The organism is Klebsiella sp. WOUb02 (genome assembly GCF_050058015.1).
Lineage (GTDB): Bacteria > Pseudomonadota > Gammaproteobacteria > Enterobacterales > Enterobacteriaceae > Klebsiella.
This window is the reverse complement of sequence record NZ_CP170110.1, coordinates 1,734,520-1,754,619: the sequence shown is the minus strand read 5'-3', so window position 1 is coordinate 1,754,619 and position 20,100 is coordinate 1,734,520. Positions and strand designations below refer to the sequence as shown.

General features: G+C 58.5%; 16 protein-coding genes and 3 pseudogenes. 14 read left to right on the top strand and 5 right to left on the bottom strand.

Going from position 1 to position 20,100, the window contains the following annotated elements:
* The first annotated feature begins 382 nt into the window (after positions 1–382).
* Together putP and ABOC21_RS15340 are read left to right on the top strand one after the other, a co-directional pair.
* A complete protein-coding gene (gene putP / locus ABOC21_RS15345; RefSeq protein ID WP_426815163.1) occupies positions 383–1,891 on the top strand; it encodes a sodium/proline symporter PutP in 1,509 nt (502 codons plus the stop codon).
* Between the two features lie 146 nt (positions 1,892–2,037).
* Positions 2,038–2,472, top strand: coding sequence for a DUF3574 domain-containing protein (locus ABOC21_RS15340; protein WP_426815162.1), 435 nt, complete (start codon positions 2,038–2,040; stop codon positions 2,470–2,472).
* Between the two features lie 94 nt (positions 2,473–2,566).
* Here ABOC21_RS15340 and ABOC21_RS15335 read toward each other — a convergent pair whose 3' ends face one another.
* The gene (locus tag ABOC21_RS15335; RefSeq protein ID WP_426815161.1) at positions 2,567–3,751 is read right to left on the bottom strand and encodes a NupC/NupG family nucleoside CNT transporter; all 1,185 of its coding nucleotides are present in this window, start codon (positions 3,749–3,751) and stop codon (positions 2,567–2,569) included.
* A gap of 274 nt (positions 3,752–4,025) precedes the next feature.
* On the opposite strand from ABOC21_RS15335, the pseudogene efeU reads away from it, so the two are divergent.
* The 4 genes and pseudogenes from efeU to phoH all read left to right on the top strand — a co-directional run bounded on the left by efeU (position 4,026) and on the right by phoH (position 8,633).
* Positions 4,026–4,866: pseudogene (gene efeU, locus ABOC21_RS15330) on the top strand (iron uptake transporter permease EfeU).
* 48 nt (positions 4,867–4,914) lie between these two features.
* Positions 4,915–6,043: pseudogene (efeO, locus tag ABOC21_RS15325) on the top strand (iron uptake system protein EfeO).
* Between the two features lie 4 nt (positions 6,044–6,047).
* Positions 6,048–7,334 carry an iron uptake transporter deferrochelatase/peroxidase subunit gene (efeB, locus tag ABOC21_RS15320; RefSeq protein WP_426815160.1) on the top strand — a complete coding sequence of 429 codons (1,287 nt, stop codon included), beginning with the start codon at positions 6,048–6,050 and terminating at the stop codon, positions 7,332–7,334.
* A 510-nt stretch (positions 7,335–7,844) separates the two neighbouring features.
* Positions 7,845–8,633, top strand: a complete 789-nt coding sequence (phoH, locus tag ABOC21_RS15315) for a phosphate starvation-inducible protein PhoH (protein WP_283825819.1) — start codon at positions 7,845–7,847, stop codon at positions 8,631–8,633.
* A 74-nt stretch (positions 8,634–8,707) separates the two neighbouring features.
* Here the strand turns inward: phoH and ABOC21_RS15310 are convergent, their stop codons facing one another.
* The 4 genes from ABOC21_RS15310 to ABOC21_RS15295 all read right to left on the bottom strand — a co-directional run bounded on the left by ABOC21_RS15310 (position 8,708) and on the right by ABOC21_RS15295 (position 12,820).
* Positions 8,708–9,949, bottom strand: coding sequence for an MFS transporter (locus tag ABOC21_RS15310; RefSeq protein ID WP_426815159.1), 1,242 nt, complete (start codon positions 9,947–9,949; stop codon positions 8,708–8,710).
* A 204-nt stretch (positions 9,950–10,153) separates the two neighbouring features.
* A complete protein-coding gene (locus ABOC21_RS15305) occupies positions 10,154–11,437 on the bottom strand; it encodes a Zn-dependent hydrolase (protein ID WP_426815158.1) in 1,284 nt (427 codons plus the stop codon).
* Positions 11,438–11,450: 13 nt separating this feature from the next.
* Complete coding sequence (locus tag ABOC21_RS15300; RefSeq protein WP_426815157.1) at positions 11,451–12,059, bottom strand: amidohydrolase family protein; 609 nt, start codon at positions 12,057–12,059, stop codon at positions 11,451–11,453.
* Positions 12,005–12,820 (bottom strand): hypothetical protein, encoded by an 816-nt coding sequence (locus ABOC21_RS15295; RefSeq protein ID WP_426815156.1) that lies wholly within the window; start codon positions 12,818–12,820, stop codon positions 12,005–12,007. The genes ABOC21_RS15300 and ABOC21_RS15295 overlap by 55 nt, the downstream gene beginning before the upstream one ends.
* Before the next feature lie 174 nt (positions 12,821–12,994).
* Between ABOC21_RS15295 and ABOC21_RS15290 the strand changes: the two genes are divergently transcribed.
* The 8 genes and pseudogenes from ABOC21_RS15290 to ABOC21_RS15255 all read left to right on the top strand — a co-directional run bounded on the left by ABOC21_RS15290 (position 12,995) and on the right by ABOC21_RS15255 (position 20,038).
* A complete protein-coding gene (locus ABOC21_RS15290; protein ID WP_133597412.1) occupies positions 12,995–13,891 on the top strand; it encodes a LysR family transcriptional regulator in 897 nt (298 codons plus the stop codon).
* 225 nt (positions 13,892–14,116) lie between these two features.
* On the top strand, positions 14,117–15,217 hold the full coding sequence (locus tag ABOC21_RS15285; RefSeq protein ID WP_426815155.1) for a DUF917 domain-containing protein: 1,101 nt from the start codon (positions 14,117–14,119) through the stop codon (positions 15,215–15,217).
* Positions 15,214–16,172: pseudogene (locus ABOC21_RS15280) on the top strand (urocanate hydratase); the annotation flags it as partial. The gene ABOC21_RS15285 and the pseudogene ABOC21_RS15280, both read left to right, overlap by 4 nt.
* Positions 16,164–16,865 (top strand): hypothetical protein, encoded by a 702-nt coding sequence (locus ABOC21_RS15275; protein WP_426815504.1) that lies wholly within the window; start codon positions 16,164–16,166, stop codon positions 16,863–16,865. The pseudogene ABOC21_RS15280 and the gene ABOC21_RS15275, both read left to right, overlap by 9 nt.
* A 19-nt stretch (positions 16,866–16,884) precedes the next feature.
* The gene (locus ABOC21_RS15270; RefSeq protein WP_426815154.1) at positions 16,885–17,916 is read left to right on the top strand and encodes an MFS transporter; all 1,032 of its coding nucleotides are present in this window, start codon (positions 16,885–16,887) and stop codon (positions 17,914–17,916) included.
* On the top strand, positions 17,867–18,286 hold the full coding sequence (locus tag ABOC21_RS15265) for an MFS transporter (RefSeq protein WP_426815153.1): 420 nt from the start codon (positions 17,867–17,869) through the stop codon (positions 18,284–18,286). The genes ABOC21_RS15270 and ABOC21_RS15265 overlap by 50 nt, the downstream gene beginning before the upstream one ends.
* An 86-nt stretch (positions 18,287–18,372) precedes the next feature.
* On the top strand, positions 18,373–19,755 hold the full coding sequence (locus ABOC21_RS15260) for an aromatic amino acid ammonia-lyase (RefSeq protein WP_426815152.1): 1,383 nt from the start codon (positions 18,373–18,375) through the stop codon (positions 19,753–19,755).
* Positions 19,712–20,038: an aromatic amino acid lyase gene (locus tag ABOC21_RS15255; RefSeq protein ID WP_426815151.1), complete on the top strand. Its 327-nt coding sequence runs from the start codon at positions 19,712–19,714 to the stop codon at positions 20,036–20,038. The genes ABOC21_RS15260 and ABOC21_RS15255 overlap by 44 nt, the downstream gene beginning before the upstream one ends.
* The last annotated feature ends 62 nt before the right edge of the window (positions 20,039–20,100 follow it).

Below are 20,100 nucleotides of genomic sequence, written 5' to 3'. Positions count from 1 at the left end.
TGCGTAGGAATATCTACTATGTTGCAACTTTGTGCAACCTTGTTAATCACAACTTGTGGCCCAGGTTGAAAAAGGCGCTTGTTGTTAAATTTAATCGCAGAACTGGTGGCGGTATAACCTTTATTAAATGGTGTATTTATCTGCGTCAGTTAACAGTTTTACCCGGTGCAACCGATAAAAACGTGAGGGAGTGCAACCTATAAAAAAATGAGGTTTGGCCATTGGCGGAATTAGTGTAAATGCTGTGTTAAATCGTTTGTGAAAAACCGAAGCTTCCGTCAGGATACGGTCGCCCAATACAACTATTGTGCCATTACCCCGTTCCGGTAGTGGAATAAACGACAAATTTGGACGCTGTCGACAAAAAAATCTGGAGATTTGCATGGCTATTAGCACCCCGATGTTGGTGACTTTTACAGTTTATATATTTGGCATGGTACTGATCGGGTTTATTGCCTGGCGATCGACGAAGAACTTCGATGATTATATTCTTGGCGGCCGCAGCCTCGGGCCATTCGTGACCGCGCTGTCCGCCGGGGCCTCGGATATGAGCGGCTGGCTGCTGATGGGGCTGCCGGGAGCCATATTTCTTTCCGGTATTTCCGAGAGCTGGATTGCCATCGGCCTGACCCTCGGGGCGTGGATTAACTGGAAGCTGGTGGCCGGGCGCCTGCGCGTTCATACCGAGGCGAATAATAACGCCCTGACCCTGCCGGACTATTTCACCGGCCGCTTCGAAGATAACAGCCGGGTGCTGCGTATTATCTCCGCACTGGTTATTTTGCTGTTCTTCACTATTTATTGCGCCTCCGGCATCGTTGCCGGCGCGCGTCTGTTTGAAAGCACCTTCGGCATGAGCTACGAAACGGCGCTGTGGGCCGGTGCCGCCGCGACAATTATTTATACCTTTGTCGGCGGATTCCTCGCGGTAAGCTGGACCGATACCGTGCAGGCCAGCCTGATGATCTTCGCGCTGATCCTGACGCCGGTGATGGTGATTATTTCCGTCGGCGGCTTCGGCGATTCGCTGGAGGTGATTAAGCAAAAGAGCATTGAAAACGTCGATATGCTGAAAGGGCTTAATTTTGTCGCCATTATCTCGCTGATGGGCTGGGGGCTGGGCTACTTTGGGCAACCGCATATTCTGGCCCGCTTTATGGCGGCAGACTCCCATCACAGCATCGTGCACGCGCGCCGCATCAGCATGACCTGGATGATCTTCTGCCTGGCGGGCGCCGTAGCGGTCGGTTTCTTTGGCATCGCGTGGTTTAACAACAATCCGGCGCTGGCCGGGGCGGTCAATCAGAACTCCGAGCGGGTCTTTATCGAACTGGCGCAAATCCTGTTTAACCCGTGGATTGCCGGGATCCTGCTGTCGGCGATTCTGGCGGCGGTGATGTCAACCCTGAGCTGCCAGCTGCTGGTCTGCTCCAGCGCGATCACCGAAGATTTGTATAAGGCCTTCCTGCGTAAGAACGCCGGGCAGAAAGAGCTGGTGTGGGTGGGCCGGATGATGGTGCTGGTGGTGGCGCTGATTGCCATCGCGCTGGCGGCAAATCCGGATAACCGCGTGCTGGGCCTGGTGAGCTACGCGTGGGCGGGATTCGGCGCGGCCTTCGGTCCGGTGGTGCTGTTCTCGGTGATGTGGTCGCGCATGACCCGCAACGGCGCGCTGGCCGGGATGGTGATCGGCGCGCTGACCGTCATCGTCTGGAAGCAGTTTGGCTGGCTGGGCCTGTACGAAATTATCCCCGGCTTTATCTTCGGCAGCCTCGGGATCGTGGTCTTCAGCCTGCTGGGCAAGGCGCCTTCGGCTGCGATGCAGCAGCGTTTTGCCGAGGCCGACGCGCACTATCACTCCGCGCCGCCGGTACCTGCGACCGCAGAGTAACCATCGGCCTTCTGCTACAGCCCGCCTCCGGCGGGCTTTTTTGTGCCCGCGGCTCGCCTCCGCCGGCCGATGTGGGCTGGCGTCCTCTTGCTAATTCTCTGAAAATACGCTGATATCTCAGCACAAATAACAATGAGGATAGCGATATGAGTTTCAGACAGGGTGCGATGGCGTTGGTGCTGGCAGGGCTGCTTGGCGGCTGCGTGGCGCCGGCCGACACGACCGTTTCAGCGCCGGCAGCCGGCGCCTGCCCGGCGGACAATACCATGGAGCAGACCACGCTGTACTTCGGTCTCAGCCGCCCGGCGGGTAAGGATGTCACCCCCGCGGAGTGGCAGCAGTTTGTCGATCGCGATGTCACCCCGCGCTTTCGCGATGGTTTGACGGTGTTTGACGCCCGCGGCCAGTGGCTGGGGAATGACGGTAGCGTTGCCCGCGAGCAGAGCAAGGCGCTGATGCTGATCCACGCTAAAGATGCGAAGAGCGAAGAGGGGATTGAAGCGCTGCGCACGCTCTATAAGTCGCGCTTCGCCCAGGAGTCAGTGATGCGCGTCGATCGCCAGGTTTGCGTTCATTTCTAAATAACGTTGATTGCTAAATAAGGTTTATTGCTAAAGAAGAGGCGGGGCGAGGCCCCGCCTTTATGGCGGCAGAGTTCAGCAGCGCGCGCCTCGCTTACAGCACCAGCCCGGCAAAGCTGGCGGAGAGCAGGCTGACCAGCGTCGCGCCGTAGACCAGGCGCAGGCCGAAGCGGGAAACGATGTTGCCCTGCGGCTCGTTAAGCCCTTTAATGGCGCCGGCGATAATGCCAATTGATGCAAAGTTGGCAAAAGAGACCAGGAAGACCGACAGAATGCCCAGCCCGCGCGGCGTCATGCCGGCGGCAATTTTCTGCAGCTCGATCATCGCGACAAATTCGTTGGCCACCAGCTTGGTTGCCATAATGCTGCCCGCGTTCAGCGCGTCGCTGAGCGGAATGCCAATCAGCCACGCCAGCGGGTAAAAGACGTAGCCCAGAATCTGCTGGAAGCTGAGGCCAAATAGCGTGGCGAAGAGGGCGTTAACGGCGCTGATTAAGGCAATAAAGCCGATCAGCATCGCCAGAATAATCATCGCCACTTTAAAGCCGGCCAGAATATATTCGCCGAGCATTTCAAAGAAGCTCTGCGACTCATGTAGCTTCTCCAGCTTAATCTCCTCTTCGCTGCCTGGGCGCGTCGGGTTAATAATCGACAGCACAATAAAGGTGCTGAACATATTGAGGATCAGCGCCGCGACGACGTATTTCGCCTCCAGCATGCTCATATAGGCGCCGACAATCGACAGCGATACCGTCGACATCGCGGTGGCGGCCATGGTGAACAGGCGGCGAGAGGAGAGATCGCCGAGCACGCCTTTATAGGCGATGAAGTTTTCCGACTGCCCGAGGATCAGCGAGCTGACGGCGTTAAAGGACTCGAGCTTGCCCATGCCGTTGACTTTTGACAGCAGGGTGCCGATGACGCGAATAAAAATGGGCAGAATGCGCCAGTGCTGAAGAATACCAATCAGCGCCGAGATAAAGACAATCGGACAGAGCACGCCGAGGAAAATAAAGGCCAGCCCTTTTTCACCCATACCGCCAAATACAAAATTGGTGCCCTCGGCGGCAAAGCCGAGTAACGAGGTGAAAAAGCCGGAGATATTTTTAACTATCCACAGGCCGCTTTCGGCGTGGAGAAAAAAGAAAGCCAGCGCAATTTCAATAACAATTAACTGGATAATATAGCGAATGCGGATTTTTTGTCGGTCGTAGCTGGCGAGCCAGGCAAGGCCGAGGATAACCGCCAGCGCCAGCAGGAAGTGTAAAAACTGTGTCATATTGTTCTTTTCGCAGGTAAATAAGGCCGCTATTTAGCCACAGCCGCTACGCCCGGTAAATATTCTGCTGCGAAAAAACCGCCGCTCCCGCCCGCCGCCGCGGGTGCAGGCGAATGCTTGCCTAAGTAATTATTTTCCAGCAATTAATTTACAACTCGTCACTATTCTCTACACATTTCACTTGTGTTTCTGATTATTGTAATGATAATCACTATCAGAAATATTTACCTATCTTTGCATCCGTTGACGGCGGCTCACATTTAAGGATGTCGGCATGTTTGTTCCATTTCTCATCATGTTACGTGAAGGCCTGGAAGCAGCGCTGATTGTCAGCCTGATCGCCAGCTACCTGAAGCGCACTCAGCGCGGAAATTTGATTGGCGTAATGTGGGTTGGGGTGATCCTCGCGGCGGCGCTGTGCCTCGGGCTGGGGATCTTTATCAACGAAACCACCGGCGAATTTCCGCAGAGTGAACAGGAGCTGTTTGAGGGCATCGTGGCGCTGGTCGCGGTCTTTATCCTGACCTGGATGGTGTTCTGGATGCGCAAAGTGTCGCGCAACGTGAAGCAGCAGACTGGAGCAGGCGGTGGATAACGCCCTGCAGCGCGGCAATAACCACGGCTGGGCGCTGGTGATGATGGTCTTTTTTGCCGTGGCGCGAGAAGGACTGGAGTCGGTATTTTTCCTGCTGGCGGCGTTCCAGCAGGATGTCGGCATCTGGCCGCCGCTGGGCGCGATGCTTGGCCTCGCCACCGCAATCGTCCTTGGCTTCCTGCTGTACTGGGGCGGCATCCGCCTTAACCTCGGCGTGTTTTTCAAGTGGACCAGCCTGTTTATCCTGCTGGTCGCCGCGGGCCTCGCCGCCGGCGCCATTCGCGCCCTTCACGAGGCCGGGCTGTGGAACCACTTCCAGGACGTGGCGTTCGATCTGAGCGGCGTGCTGTCAACGCACAGCCTGTTCGGCACGCTGCTCGAAGGGATCTTCGGCTATCAGGAAGCGCCGACCGTCAGCGAAGTGGCGGTGTACTTTATCTATTTGATTCCGGCGCTGGTGCTGTTTGCGCTGCCGCCGCGTAGCAATCCAGCAGCCTCGCGTACCGCCCCGCTTAAGTAGGGCGCCGCAGGATATATCGTTACCACATACTTACCGAAAGGGATGATCATGATGACTCATTTTCGCCGTAGTGCGCTGCAGCTTGCCGTCGCAGCGTTGTTCAGCTCCGCCTTTTGCGCCCAGGCTGCGGATATTCCGCAGGTAAAAGTGACCGTTAATGACAAGCAGTGTGAACCGATGAACGTAACCGTGAAGGCGGGTAAAACGCAGTTCATCATTCAGAACCATAGCCAGAAGGCGCTGGAGTGGGAGATCCTCAAGGGCGTGATGGTGGTGGAAGAGCGCGAAAACATCGCTCCGGGCTTTACGCAAAAGCTGACCGCTAACCTGCAGCCGGGCGAATACGATATGACCTGCGGCCTGCTGACCAACCCGAAAGGCAAGCTAATTGTCACCGGTACGGCCACCAAAGATGCGGCGAAAGCCGAAGCGCTGCTGAGCCTCGGCGATGCGATCACCGCCTATAAAACCTACGTTACGGCACAAACCGCCGAGCTGGTTTCCGGCACCAAAGCCTTCACCGATGCGGTGAAAGCGGGCGATATCGAAAAAGCGAAAGCGCTGTACGCCCCGACGCGTCAGCACTACGAGCGCATCGAGCCGATCGCCGAGCTGTTCTCCGATCTTGACGGCAGCATCGACGCCCGTGAAGACGACTACGAGAAGAAAGCGGAAGATCCGAAGTTCACCGGCTTCCACCGCCTGGAGAAAGCCCTGTATGGCGACAACAGCACCAAGGGCATGGAGAGCTACGCCGACCGTCTGAATACCGATGTGCTGGAGCTGCAAAAACGCATCAGCGAGCTGGCGTTCCCGCCGTCTAAAGTGGTGGGCGGCGCTGCCGACCTGATTGAAGAAGTGGCCGCCAGCAAAATCAGCGGCGAAGAAGATCGCTACAGCCACACCGACCTGTGGGACTTCCAGGCCAACGTCGACGGCGCGCAGAAAATTGTCGACCTGCTGCGTCCACAGCTGCAAAAAGAGAACGGCGCGCTGCTGGCGAAAGTTGACGCTAACTTCAAGAAAGTTGACACGATTCTCGCGAAATACCGCACCAAAGACGGCTATGAAACCTATGACAAGCTGACCGATGCGGATCGTAATGCGCTGAAAGGCCCAATCACCACTCTGGCGGAAGATCTGGCTCGAGCTGCGCGGGATCCTGGGTCTGGACTAAACCGATGGCAGAACAGAAGCAATCCGACGTGAATGAGCCTTCACGTCGGCGGTTATTAAAAGGGATCGGCGCGCTAGGCGGCGCGCTGGCTATCGCCGGCGGCTGTCCGGTTGCCCATGCGGCCAAAAGTACCAGCTCGCCGGGAACGCTATCGCCCAACGCGCGTATGGAGGAGCAGCCTTTTTATGGGCCGCATCAGGCGGGGATCCTCACCCCGCAGCAAGCCGCGATGATGCTGGTGGCCTTCGACGTGCTGGCCAGCGATGATAAGGCCGACCTCGAGCGCCTGTTCCGTCTGCTGACCCAGCGGATTGCCTTTCTGACCAAAGGCGGGCCGGCGCCGGACACGCCGAATCCGCGCCTGCCGCCGATGGACTCGGGCATTCTCGGGCCGTGGATCTCCCCGGATAACCTGACGATGACCGTATCGGTCGGCCACTCGCTGTTTGACGAGCGCTATGGGCTCGCGGAACACGCGCCGAAGAAGCTGCAGAAGATGACGCGTTTTCCTAACGATTCGCTGGATGCCGCGCTTTGCCACGGCGATCTGCTGCTGCAAATTTGCGCCAACACCCAGGATACGGTGATCCACGCCCTGCGCGATGTGATTAAGCATACCCCGGATCTGCTCAGCGTCCGCTGGAAGCGCGAGGGCTTTATCTCCGATAGCGCCGCGCGCAGCAAAGGCAAAGAGACGCCGGTTAACCTGCTGGGCTTTAAGGACGGTACGGCGAACCCGGTCAGCACCGACAGCGCGCTGATGGATGAGGTGGTATGGGTCACCGCCGGCCAGGGTGAGCCGGCGTGGGCGACGGGCGGCAGCTATCAGGCGGCGCGGATTATCCAGTTCCACGTCGAGTTCTGGGATCGCACGCCGCTGAAAGAGCAGCAGACCATTTTCGGTCGCGACAAGCACAGCGGCGCGCCGCTGGGGATGCAGCACGAGCACGATGTGCCGGATTACGCTAAGGATCCCGATGGCGATATTATCGCCCTCGATAGCCACATCCGCCTCGCTAACCCGCGCACGCCGCAGACGCAGTCGAACCTGATGATGCGCCGCGGCTACAGCTATTCGCTGGGGGTGACCAACTCCGGACAGCTGGATATGGGGCTGCTGTTTGTCTGCTATCAGCACGATCTGGAAAAAGGTTTCCTGACGGTGCAAAAGCGGCTCAACGGCGAAGCGCTGGAGGAGTACATTAAGCCGATCGGCGGCGGCTACTTCTTTGCGCTGCCGGGCGTGGTGGATAGCCAGCACTACCTGGCGCAGTCGCTGATTGAAGCCTGACGTTCCTGCCCGTAAGGGCAGGGCGTTTTCTGCTGTTTTTCCATTCTTTTTTTGTATTTCCTGCCTTGTGTTATTTTTCTGTAATCTATTTGTCGGAAACTCTCCTGAGCTGCGATGAGAATTATTTGTTGTCTGTATGTGAAAAATAAGTTGCATTGAGAATTATTTTTGATGTACTTATTAACAGACGCGGTAGTTCCCGGCAGTGATGTCGTTTCACTATGGAGATCGCGAATGCCCGATTGCTGTAACGGAAAATGTAAATCTTCTTACCGTACTCATCAGCACGGGGGCCACACTTCCGGCCGCGATTCCCACACCTCGACTTTTTCTCCAGTCACCACAGATAACCTAAACCCAGACCGGGTACGCGGTGCGCGTAGCCGCGACCCGTTGTCAATTCGACAGGCAAGCAATGGCTTACAAGGAAGCCAAACCTCAATCGTTCGTGCGCATAATCGCGTCGATATTGACGCGTGTGATGTAAACCAACAACGCAAGGTGCTATCCATGGGAAGACAAAAAGCAGTGACCAAAGCTCGTCGTGAGGCCAAACGTGTGCTGAGACAGGATTCGCGCAGCCATAAGCAGCGCGAAGAAGAATCGGTCACATCGCTTGTGCAAATGAGTGGCGTAGAAGCGATTGGTATGGCGCGGGACAGCCGCGATTTGTCGCCAATTGAAGCGCGTAATGACGCTCAGGTGCATTATTTGAATGCCATTGACAATAAACAGCTGATCTTTGCCACCGGCGAAGCCGGGTGCGGGAAGACCTGGATCAGCGCGGCGAAAGCAGCTGAAGCCCTGATCCATAAGGACGTGGACAGAATTATTGTTACCCGTCCCGTTCTGCAAGCCGATGAAGACCTCGGCTTCTTACCGGGAGATATCGCCGAGAAATTCGCCCCCTATTTCCGCCCGGTGTATGACGTGCTGGTGAGAAGGCTGGGCGCTTCCTTTATGCAATACTGCCTGCGGCCTGAAATTGGCAAGGTGGAAATCGCGCCGTTCGCCTATATGCGCGGACGTACATTTGAAAATGCGGTTGTGATTCTGGATGAGGCTCAGAACGTGACCGCTGCGCAAATGAAAATGTTTTTGACCCGCCTCGGGGAGAACGTGACGGTTATCGTCAACGGCGACGTTACCCAGTGTGATTTACCCTCTGGCGTAAGGTCTGGCCTGGTCGATGCGCTGGCGCGTTTTGAAGAAGACGAGATGGTTGGTATCGTTCGCTTTACGACCGACGACTGCGTCCGCTCGATGCTCTGTCAGCGGGCGCTGAAAGCCTACTACTAGCAGTTACATGGTGTGCAAAGCCCGGGGAAACCCGGGCTTTGTTTTTTCTGCGGCCCGCCGGCGCGGTTCGAGGATTAGCCAATCGCCCCCAGCGCATCTTCGCTGCCCTGTTTTTTTGGCAGCAGGAACAGGGTGGCGAAAATATCCAGCAGATAGAGCAGGGCCAGCAGGGTGATCGCCGCGGTAAACGACCAGTGGCTGACGAACAGGCCAATCACCAGCGGTCCAAAGCCGCCGACGCCGCGCCCGAGGTTAAACAGGACGTTCTGCGCGGTGGCGAGCACTTTTAGCGGATAGGTATCGGAGATCAGCGCCCCGTAGCCGCCGATCATCCCGTTGACGAACATCCCCATCAACGCCCCGGTAAACAGCATGACGGTGGGGTCGCGCAGCTGGGCGTAGATAATGACCATCACCACGGCGCCGACCTGGTAAATAAGGAAGATTTTCCAGCGCGGGAAGCGATCCGCCAGCACGCCAAATAGCCAGATGCCGAAGGTCATTCCTACCACCGTGACCGCCGTCCACAGCCCCGATTTGGTCAGCGAGAAGCCAAAGCTGGAGGAGAGATAGCTGGGCATCCAGATCATCAGGCCGTAGTAGCCAAAATTCTGCACCGAACACAGGATCAGGATGCCGATGCTGGCCTTCGAGGTGGCGCGGTCGGCAAACAGCATCCCGATCCGCGCCGTGAACGATATTTCCTGCGCGACGCGGCTATCTTTAGTAAACGCCTCCGGTTCCCCCATCCCGCGGCGGATGGCAAATGAGACCAGCGCCGGCAGAAGGCCGACCAGAAACATCCCGCGCCAGCCGATGATATCCAGCAGCAGCGGGGTGATAAAGGCGGCAAGCAGCACGCCAAGCTGCCAGCCGATGCCGACCCACGCCGAGGCGCGGTTGCGCTTATGGGCCGGCCAGACTTCGGCAATCAGCGCCATGCCGATACCGAATTCGCCGCCAAGCCCCATACCCGCAAGGGTGCGATAGGCCAGCAGATCCCAATAGCCCTGGGCGACCGCGCAAAGGCCGGTAAAAACGGAGAACATCAGAATCGTGAAGGTCAGCACGCGAATGCGTCCGAGGCGATCGCTGAGATGGCCAAATAAAATCCCGCCCAGCACCGCGCCAATGAGCGTCCAGGTCACCAGGGAACCCGCCTGAGAGGTACTGAGCGCCAGAGAAGCGCTGATTGCCGGCAGCATGAAGCCGAGGATCAGCAGATCGAAACCATCCATTGCGTAGCCGCTGATCGCCGCGACCATGGCTTTAGCCGGCGTCACGCCGCGTTTGTTATGTGGGGAAGAGAAGGTCATGTCCAGGCCTTAGGGTTAAATTGTGCGCCAAGTATAGATTTGTCAGCGGCCGCAATCTACCTCAAAGAGGGGCTGTGGGTCGGGGGAGGCGAGCAAAGCCGGAGCATCGTCAGATGCCCCGCCGTCCCGAGAAACGAGACTAAATAGTTATGGATAGCGGGAGGAGCGACCGGCGCCGCTCCTTTGCGCGGGATCGCGGATGGGCTAGCCCGCCAGCTGGCGGTCCAGGTTGAGCAGGGTTTGCGCCATCACCGCCGCGCCATCCGCCAGCTGTCGTTCGGTAATCGACTCTTCGGGGCAGTGGCTGCGCCCGCCCAGGCACGGAATAAAGACCATCCCCACCGGGCCCGTCGGGGAGACGTAGACCGCGTCGTGCCCGGCTCCGCTTGGCAGACGCTGGTATTCCAGCTGCAGATGCCCCGCGGCTTCGGCGATCGCCCGCATCACGACGTCCGAGCAGGGAGTTGGGCTGGCGCGGCTTACGTGCTCCAACGTCGCGGACAGTCCCAGGGCCGCCAGCTCTGATGCGCACAGCTGCATAATCTCTTCCGGGAACGCGTCGAGAACCTGCTGGCTGTCGCTGCGGACCTCAAGCATCAGCTCAACCCAGCCCGGCACCGCGTTGGGCACGTTCGGCGTCATCGCGATGCGGCCAATCGTCGCCACCACGTAATGCGGGTTACCGCTTTGCGCGCTGGCCAGCTGATGGACGCGGGTTATCACCTGCGCGGCGCCCACCAGCGCGTCGCGGCGGATATCCATCGGCGTGGTGCCGGAGTGGTCCGGCTGGCCGTGAACCATAATCCGCACGCGGCGGATCCCCACGATATGCGTCACGATGCCAATGGGTAAGCCCGCGTTTTCCAGTACCGGGCCTTGCTCAATGTGCAGTTCAATATAGGCCGCCGTGCTGCCCGGACCGCGCAGCGGCGCGGTTAATAGCTGCGGCTTAGCGCCAACCCGCAGCATCGCCTCGGCCAGCGTCTCCCCGGCATGGTTTTTAGCCGCCAGCATGCCGCTATCGAGCGAGCCGGAAAAGGCGCGGCTGCCCACGCAGGAGATGCCGTAGTCGCTCGGCTCTTCAGAGAGGAAGTCGATCACCTCCAGCGGATGCTCAAGCGTGATATCGCGCTCCTGTAGGCTTAAGGCGATTTCGATGCCGGCCAGGACGCCGATAATGCCGTCATAGCGTCCGCCGCCAACCACCGTATCGCTGTGGGAACCGATCGTTATCGGCGCCAAATCCATGCGCCGTCCGGCCCGCCGTCCGATCAGGTTGCCGCCCGCGTCGAGGGTGACGCTAAGCCCGGCCTGCTCCATTTTCTGCTGCAGCCACTGACGGCCTTCGCTGAACAGCGGCGTGAAGGCGCGGCGCGTCCAGGGCGTACCCGGTAGCGTCATGGTCGCTAAAGTGTTGGCGTTTTCCCACAGGCGGGAAGCGTTGATGAGAGGGCCGTTGTTGCGTATTTCTGCGTTGATTTTCGTCATAATGTGGTCTCTCTTATGCGGCGCTGCGCGGGCGCAGGAACCGACCGTCGCCCGGCTGGTTGACGATCTTTCCGTGGTTAAATACCGGCATGCCGCGGCACCACGTCTGCTCAACCCGTACCGTAAACTCCATGTCGGCGAATGAGCTCCAGGTCACCGCCGACAGGCTGGCGGAGGGATCGAAGCGATAGGTTTCGGGATTCAGGATCACGAAGTCGGCGTCTTTACCCGCGGCAAACGACCCTTTGCGGTCATCGAGAAGAAAGTGCTGCGCCGGATTGCGGCATAGCAGCTGAACGACCATTGTCGGCGTGATGCCATGCTGTTCGCAGCCGGTCCATAGCGCCGGCAGTAAGGTTTCGAGGCCCGGGCCGCCGGAGGCGTTTTTGAAAATGTTCTCATCCCCTTTGCGCTCCAGCCCCCAGCTGACGTGGTCGGAAGAGACGAACGTGCAATCCCCCTGCGCAATATGCACCCACAGCCGTTCGGACTCAGATTTGGGCCGGATTGGCGGGTAGTGTTTGGTTTTGGCCCCTAGCCGGAACGAGTGCTCTTCATGGTTCAGGATCAGATACTGAACGCAGGTTTCGATGGAGACCGGATAGCCGGCGTTTTTGTACATTTTATAGATCTCAAACCCGCGCGAGGTTGAAACGTGGACCGCATGGGCGCGGGCGCCGGTAAGCGCGCCGATTTCATACAGTCTGCGCGGTGGCCAGATCTTCGATCAGGGGAGTATGCGCGCGCATGAACGCGTCCCAGCCGGTATCGTTTTCGGCAACCATGCGCTGGATGTTTTTGCGCGTCATCTCCTGCATCTGATTGTGCACCGCGCAGGCTAAGCCGCTCGGGGCGATCAGACTGGAACGCGTGCAGCAGATCGTCCTCCTCGACCCGCGGGAAGCGGCCGGGAGTGGCTTCGAACGTCGAGAATTTAAACGCGCAGACGCCTCCCTCGATGAGTCCCGCCGCCGCCTCGAAGCCGTGCTTTTGGTTTAGCGTGCCGAACAGGGCCACGTCGACGTGGCAGTCGCGTTCGACCTCCGCAATTTTATTCTCCAGCTGGCCGCGGCTGGCGACCGGCTCAGGGTCGTCATAGGGCATATCAACCATTACCGTCACGCCGCCGGCGGCGGCGGCGCGTGAGGCCCAGCCGAGGCCCTCCTGGTTGGCCTGGCTTCCTGAATGGACCTGGCCGTCAATCACTCCGGGAATAACCCACCGGCCGCTGGCATCGATCACTTTTTCCGCCTGAGGCAGCGGGCCGCTGCCGGTGGCAGCGATTTTTCCCTGTTCGATAGCCAGCCATCCATCGAGCGTGATGCCGTCGGCATCAACCAGATTGCCCTTTACCACGATCTCCCATCTCTTCTGCACACTCATAACGTACGCCCTTATAACTTTTACCGAAAATTTTGCATAAAAATGCATATGTGGCCGATGCGTAATCGGCCTCTTTTCCAAAGTCTGCGTCTAGTGTAGGGTGGCTGTAGGTATTATGTCTTATGCTTATTTATCACTCTTGCATAACATTATGTTAACCTTGGAGAGGGTGGGATGCGTTTAAATCTCAAACAAATTGAAGTTTTTCGCGCCATTATGCTGACGGGTTCCATCAGCGGCGCGGCAAAGCTGCTGCACGTTTCGCAGCCGGCCGTTTCCCGGCTCATCGGCTATACCGAACAGCGGCTGGGGCTATCGCTATTTGAGCGGATAAAAGGGCGGCTTTATCCAACGCCTGAGGCGCGGCACCTCTTTATTGAGGTCAACTCGGTCTATCTCGGCGTGCAGCGCGTTAATGAAGTGGCGGAGGATTTGATTCAAAACCGCATGGGTCATCTGCGGATCGCCTGTAGCCCCAGCCTCGGTCAGGGATTAATACCCAACGCCATTGCTAAATTTCACCGTACGCTGCCCGATACCCGGGTGATTCTGCATACCATGATCCCCGACGTGCTGCTGCAGGCGGTGCTGACTCAGCAGGTTGAGCTAGGGATCGCCTTCCTCCATGAGGGCCATCCAAACGTACAGTCCCGGGTGTTATATGAAAATCATCTGGTCGTTGCGCTCCCGGCGACCCATCCGCTGACCGCCAAAAATACGATCAATGTCGAAGATCTGGTTGGCCAGCCGTTTATTGGCTACGGCTCCGATATCCCTATCGGGCAGATAGTCAGGCAGCTCTTTAATGATGAAGGCATTGTTGTGCGGCCAATCGTTGAATCGCAACAGATTCACGTGGCCTGCGCCCTGGTTCAGGCGGGGGTGGGCATCGCGCTGATCGATGAGATTACCGCCAGCGGCCCGGTATGGACCAACGTCGTCTTTCGTCCTCTTTCACCGACGGCTAAAACGCCAATCAGCATCATTTACGGCATGTACGAACCGCTTTCGCGGCTGGCCCAGGAATTTATCAGCACCCTGGAGTCGATTCAGGTTCACTGGTCGAGATAGCCCGTCGCCGCCATCGGCGCCCGCCAGGGAGCGGCTTCTCTTCGCGCAAATTACCGCGCGCTGGCGTTTTTCCGATCGTTAACATTGTGTTATACGCTGTGGCCAAAAAGTAATATGACATTTTGACATTCCGCCCTCTAGTATCGAACCAAGGCCGTGATGATTATTCATTAATTATGCACTTTAGCGCCTGCTTACGAGTTCTGTACTTCTGGAGGAATAGCAATGGGTCGAATTTTAACACTGGCTGACGTCGAAGCCGCCGTTAAGGGTGGTTCAGTGTTTGCCTGCGGCGGCGGCGGTTGGGTTGAACACGGGCTGGAGTTAGGCAAAATGTCGGTCACCATTGGCCGCCCCGAGCTGGTTACCATGGACGAGGTTGACGACAGCGCCTGGATTGCCACCGCCGCGGCGATTGGCGCGCCCGGCGGGCTGACCGACTGGGAAATGCTCGGGATCGATTATGTTAAGGCCGTCCAGCTGGTGCAAAAAGAGCTGGGTGAACCCCTTTATGGCCTGATTATCGGGCAAAACGGGATGTCCAGTACGCTAAACGGCTGGCTGCCATCCGCCATTCTCGGCACCAAAGTGGTCGATGCGGTGGGGGATCTGCGCGCCCATCCCACCGGCGATATGGGCTCGCTGGGCCTTGCCTCCAGCAGCGCGCCGATGATTCAGGCGGCGGTGGGCGGTAATCGAAAGAATCATGCCTATATTGAGCTGGTCGTGAAAGGCGCCACCGCCAAAGTCTCCCCCATATTGCGTAAAGCCTCGGATATGTCCGGAGGCTTTATCGCCAGCTGTCGCAACCCGATTCGCGGCGCTTACGTGCGCCAGCACGCCGCGCATGGCGGTATCAGCCGCGCCATTTCTCTCGGCGAAACCATTATCGCCGCCGCTAAAAAGGGCGGCAGCGCGGTCATCGATGCGATATGCAACCACACCGGCGGGCAGATCGTCGGCAGCGGGAAAGTGACGCAAACCACGCTGCAATATACCAGTGAAGCCTTTGACGTCGGCATTATCGACGTCGGCCAGGGCGAAAACCTGCGCCGCATCCACGTGATGAATGAACATATGGCGGTGGAGGATCGCCACGGCCAGCGCATTGCCACCTATCCGGACGTCATCACCACGCTGGATATGCAGGGCAACCCGGTCAGCGCCGGGCAGCTGAAGCCGGGCCTCGAAATCGTTATTTTTCACCAACACCATAGCCAAATTCCGCTCTCTTCATCCGTTACCGATCCGGCGGTTTATCCCGCCGTTGAGAAGACGCTGGGGATCGAGTTGTTCAGCCATATTCAGCAGGGAGCCGCAAAATGAAAAAGAGCTACAGCGTGACCTCGGGTACCCAGCTTCGCTGCCTGGGCTGGCGCCAGGAAGCCCTGCTTCGCCTTCTGGAAAACGTGCTGGCGGTGGGGGAAAACCCTGACGAGCTGGTGGTCTACGCCGCGCTAGGCCGCGCCGCGCGCGACTGGCCGTCGCACGACGCTATTGTGCAGGCGTTGAAAACCATGCGCGAAGACCAAACCCTGCTGGTCCAGTCCGGCAAGCCGATTGGCCTGCTGCAAACCCACGCCAATGCCCCGCTGGTGATCATGGCAAACTGCAATATGGTCGGTCAGTGGGCAAAGGCGGACAACTTCTATCGCTGGGAGAAGGACAATCTGATCTGCTGGGGCGGGCTAACCGCCGGCGACTGGCAGTACATCGGCTCGCAGGGCGTCATTCAGGGGACCTATGAGATTTTTTCCCGCATTGCCGAACGCTACTTTGATAACGATCTGCGCGGGCGCTTTATTCTGACCGCCGGTTTAGGGGGCATGGGCGGGGCGCAGCCGCTGGCCGGCACCATGGCCAGGGCCGCGATCCTTACGGTTGAGGTCAGCCAAAAGAGCATCGATAAGCGGCTGAAAAACGGCTTTCTGCAATATCAGGCGCGGGACCTTGAGCATGCGCTCACCCTTATTCGCAATGCGCAGAACGACCGGCAGCCTGTCTCCGTGGGCTTACTGGGCAATGCCGCCGACGTTTTTCCGGCTATTTTAGCCAAAGGGATTATTCCCGATATCGTTACCGACCAGACCGCGGCTCATGATTTGGTCTACGGCTACGTGCCTTCCGGCTACTCCCTGGAGCAGGTTGTCGCCCAGCGCGAAAGGATATCGACGTTCTGATGGATGCCAGCCGCCGCTCGATCGTCCGGCACGTCACCGCCATGCTCGGATTTATGGATCGCGGCGCCGTGGTGTTTGATAACGGCAACCTTATTCGTACCCATGCCCATCAGGGGGGCGTTGCGCGCGCCTTTGAGATCCCAATTTTTACCGAGGCCTTCCTGCGCCCGCTGTTCTGCCGCGCTATCGGCCCCTTCCGCTGGATCGCGCTGTCCAATAATAGCGATGACATCAGGGTCATCGACGATTATCTGCTGACGCGCTTTGCCGACAATCAAATCGTCAGCAACTGGATCCGCCTGGCCCGCGAGAAGGTGCCGTTCGAAGGTCTGCCCGCGCGAATTGCCTGGCTCGGCCACGGCGAACGAACGGAGCTGGCGCTGGAGGTGAACCGCATGGTGGCCGATGGTCGCCTGAGCGGGCCGATTGCCTTCACCCGCGACCACCTCGATGCCGGGGCGATGGCTCATCCCAACATCATGACCGAGAAGATGAAAGATGGCTCGGACGCTATCGCCGACTGGCCGCTGCTCAACGCCCTGGTGAACTGCGCGTCGATGGCCGATCTGGTGGCGATTCACTCCGGCGGCGGCGGGTATAGCGGCTATATGACCAGCTCCGGCGTGACGGTGGTTGCCGACGGTTCAGACGCCGCGGCGCAGCGCCTGCAGCTCTCCATGACCAATGATACCAGCACCGGCGTGATGCGCTATGCCGACGCGGGTTATCAGGAGTCCCTGGATGAAGTAAAAGAAAAATCAATTTCTTACATCAATTTATCTGCGGCCGGCTAGCCCTGCGTATGAGGTCATTATGACAAAAACCACCACTTCCCCCCTGAGCGCCGAGGCTCTCCGGTCCGTACCGGAGTCGCGCAGCAAGGGCTATAAAGCGATTGCTGCGGCCTCAATCGGTAATGCGCTGGAATGGTATGACTTTTCAATCTATGCCTTTTTCGCGGTCTATATCGCGCAGAACTTTTTCCATCAGCAAGATGCCGGGGCGCAGCTGTTTGAGGCGTTTTTAGCCTTTGGTCTCGGTTTTGTGATTCGGCCTCTGGGGGCCCTGGTTATCGGCGTCTATGGCGACAGGGTAGGGCGCAAGGCCGCCCTGACTCTGACCATTATGACGATGGCCGTGGGTACGGCCATTATCGCCTTTGCTCCCCCCTACAGTGCGATCGGTATTGGCGCGCCGCTGCTGATTCTGTGCGGTCGGGTGCTGCAGGGCTTCTCCGCCGGGGGCGAGGTGGGCGGCGCGGCGGCCTTTTTGGTCGAACATGCGCCAGCCGAAAAAAAGGGCCAGTACGCCTCCTGGCTGCAGGCCAGCATGGGGATCTCCAATATCTTTGGCGCGCTGGTGGCTACGGTGGTGACTCTGACCCTCAGCCACGAGCAGATTGGCGACTGGGGCTGGCGTATTCCGTTCATTATTGGACTTTCCATCGCGCCCATCGGTTTGTGGATGCGTAAAACGCTGGAGGAAACGCCGCTCTTTATCGAGGAGCAGGCCCGCCGCAGGGGGGAGAAGATCGGGCCGGAAATGCCCCTGCTGCAGCTTTTTAAAGCGCACGGCAACGCGGTGTTGCTCGGTACCGGGCTATCGATACTGTGGGCCGTTAGCGTCTACGCGCTGATTATCTACATGCCGATTTACGTTCAGCGTCAGCTGCATTTTGAGAGCCACCAGGCGTTCCTCGCGGCGCTGATTGGCAACTGCTTTATGGTGGTGTGCTGCGTCGCCGCTGGCACTTATTCCGATCCTCGCGGCGCTGATTGGCAACTGCTTTATGGTGGTGTGCTGCGTCGCCGCTGGCACTTATTCCGATCGGATCGGCACCCATAAGCTGCTGATGATCGGCGCCGGGCTGTTGCTTATCTGCAGCTATCCGCTGCTGCTGCTGCTCGACGCTTCGCATACCACGCTGACGCTGATTGTGGTGCAAAGCCTGTTCTGCATCCTGGTTTCGCTGTTCGTCGGCGTGGCTCCCCTGGCGCTGTCCGAGCTTTTCCCCACCGACGTTCGCGCCAGCGGGATGTCCGTTTCTTATAACCTCGCGGTAACCCTGTTTGGCGGTTTTGCGCCGGCGGTGCTGACCTGGCTGACCGAAAATACCGGGACGCGCTTTGCGCCGGCATGGTACGTGATGATCGCCAGCGTGCTGGCGATGATTGCGTTGCTCAGGATCGATCGGCAAAAGGCGAAAAAACGCTGATCAACGAACGGCTATAAAAAAGTTATTTAATTTCAATAAGATTTCCTTATTAACATCACAGCATAAATAATAAGAGGGTTGTATCTATGTCAGCAAAGTTGTCGCTTTTGATGATTGCACTACTCACTCTGAGCTACAGCAAGGTAGGTTTATCTACGGTCACGCTGGACGGGCACTCGATTACCCCGGCGATGATTGCCAGCGTGGCGGATGGCGAAGCCGTGGCGATCTCGCCTGCGGCCACCGCGCGGGTGGAAAAGGCTCACCGGGTGCTGATTGCGGCGGCGCAGAATGGGCAAAAAATCTACGGCTTGACGGTCGGCGTCGGTCTTAATAAAGACCGGCCTATGGTCGACGTCCACGGTAAGCTGACCGATGAGGTGATCGCGGCGTCGAAGAAATTTAACATCGGCCTGCTGCACGCCCATTCCGGCGGCATCGGTGAGCCGATGAGCCAGCGCATCGCCCGCGCGACGATGGTAACCCGCCTCAACACGCTGCTAACCGGCGGCGGAGGCGTGCAGCCGGAGGTGATTGACGCGTACGTCGATTTTCTCAATAAAGGGATCACGCCGGTTATCCCGGGCGAGGGCTCTATTGGCGAGGGGGATATCACCGTTATCAGCCATATCGGCCTGGCGATGATTGGCGAAGGCGATGTCTACTATCAGGGGAAAAAGATCCCGGCCCGGGCCGCGCTGGACCGCAGCAAAACGCCGGCGGTGGTGCCTTATGCCAAAGATGCGCTATCCATTCTGAGCTCCAGCGCCAGTTCCGCAGCCAGAGGCGCGCTGGCGCTGAATTCGCTGGCCCATCTCCTGCCGCTTAATGCCGTGATGTATGCCACCAGCCTCGAGGCGTTAAACGGCAACGTTTCACCTTTCCTCGAAAATACGCTGGCGCTGCGTCCTTACCCGGAAGTGGTGGCGATGGGCCAGCACCTGCGCACGCTGCTTGCCGGTTCCAGCCTGTGGGAACATGACGACGGCCGTCCGCTGCAGGACCCGCTGAGCTTCCGCTCCGGCGTCTATCTGCTGGCCGAGCTGCAGCGTAGCTATCAGCAGGCCAGGGAGCAGCTGCTGATGCAGCTCGACAGCTCTGACGATAACCCCGGCGTCGCGATCGGCGTTGCCGCTCCGTCGGATCGGCCGCAGGATCGTCTGGGCTATGTGGATCAAAACGGGGTGAAAGGCGCCGTCTTGCCGACGGCCAACTTTGAACCTCTGCCGTGGGTGCTCTCCTTTGAACAGCTGAGCCTGGCGCTGGCCCACAGCTCCTTGGCCAACGCGCAACAGGTCGTGAAGCTCAACAACCCGTCGTTTACCGGGCTGACGCGCTTCCTCGGCACGGACAATACCGTTCACGCCTTTGGGGCGATGGAAAAGCCGGTGATGTCGCTGGCGATGCGCAACAAAGAGTCTGGCCATGCCGGTGTCGATGGACTTTATGCCGGTGGCTGGCGATATTGAGGATATCGCGACGAATGCGCCGCAGGTCGCACAGCGCCTGCAGCAGCAGATCGATAACAGCTATCAGCTTTTGGGGATTTTGCTGGTGCATGACGCACAGGCGATCGATCTGCGTAAGCAGAAGAACAACGGCTTTACGCTGTCGGCGCCGACCGGCGCCCTGTACGATGCGCTCAGGCGCCAGGTGAAATTTATGGATACCGATCGTCCGCTTAGCCCGGATTTCGCCGCCGCGGCCCAGGTCCTGAAAACATTCGATGTGCGGGATGTGGCGGCGAAGTAGCGCTCGCCTTGCGGACCGGTCAGTATGATCGGGAGCCGGCAGCCTCTCCGGAGGCGCCGGCT

What these genes read in the sequence shown, in the direction of transcription:
- putP (WP_426815163.1), top strand. Translation starts at nt 383, where the DNA reads ATGGCTATTAGCACCCCGATGTTGGTGACTTTTACAGTTTATATATTT.
- ABOC21_RS15340 (WP_426815162.1), top strand. Translation starts at nt 2,038, where the DNA reads ATGAGTTTCAGACAGGGTGCGATGGCGTTGGTGCTGGCAGGGCTGCTT.
- ABOC21_RS15335 (WP_426815161.1), bottom strand. Translation starts at nt 3,751, where the DNA reads ATGACACAGTTTTTACACTTCCTGCTGGCGCTGGCGGTTATCCTCGGC.
- efeB (WP_426815160.1), top strand. Translation starts at nt 6,048, where the DNA reads ATGGCAGAACAGAAGCAATCCGACGTGAATGAGCCTTCACGTCGGCGG.
- phoH (WP_283825819.1), top strand. Translation starts at nt 7,845, where the DNA reads ATGGGAAGACAAAAAGCAGTGACCAAAGCTCGTCGTGAGGCCAAACGT.
- ABOC21_RS15310 (WP_426815159.1), bottom strand. Translation starts at nt 9,949, where the DNA reads ATGACCTTCTCTTCCCCACATAACAAACGCGGCGTGACGCCGGCTAAA.
- ABOC21_RS15305 (WP_426815158.1), bottom strand. Translation starts at nt 11,437, where the DNA reads ATGACGAAAATCAACGCAGAAATACGCAACAACGGCCCTCTCATCAAC.
- ABOC21_RS15300 (WP_426815157.1), bottom strand. Translation starts at nt 12,059, where the DNA reads ATGTACAAAAACGCCGGCTATCCGGTCTCCATCGAAACCTGCGTTCAG.
- ABOC21_RS15295 (WP_426815156.1), bottom strand. Translation starts at nt 12,820, where the DNA reads ATGAGTGTGCAGAAGAGATGGGAGATCGTGGTAAAGGGCAATCTGGTT.
- ABOC21_RS15290 (WP_133597412.1), top strand. Translation starts at nt 12,995, where the DNA reads ATGCGTTTAAATCTCAAACAAATTGAAGTTTTTCGCGCCATTATGCTG.
- ABOC21_RS15285 (WP_426815155.1), top strand. Translation starts at nt 14,117, where the DNA reads ATGGGTCGAATTTTAACACTGGCTGACGTCGAAGCCGCCGTTAAGGGT.
- ABOC21_RS15270 (WP_426815154.1), top strand. Translation starts at nt 16,885, where the DNA reads ATGACAAAAACCACCACTTCCCCCCTGAGCGCCGAGGCTCTCCGGTCC.
- ABOC21_RS15260 (WP_426815152.1), top strand. Translation starts at nt 18,373, where the DNA reads ATGTCAGCAAAGTTGTCGCTTTTGATGATTGCACTACTCACTCTGAGC.
- ABOC21_RS15255 (WP_426815151.1), top strand. Translation starts at nt 19,712, where the DNA reads ATGCCGGTGTCGATGGACTTTATGCCGGTGGCTGGCGATATTGAGGAT.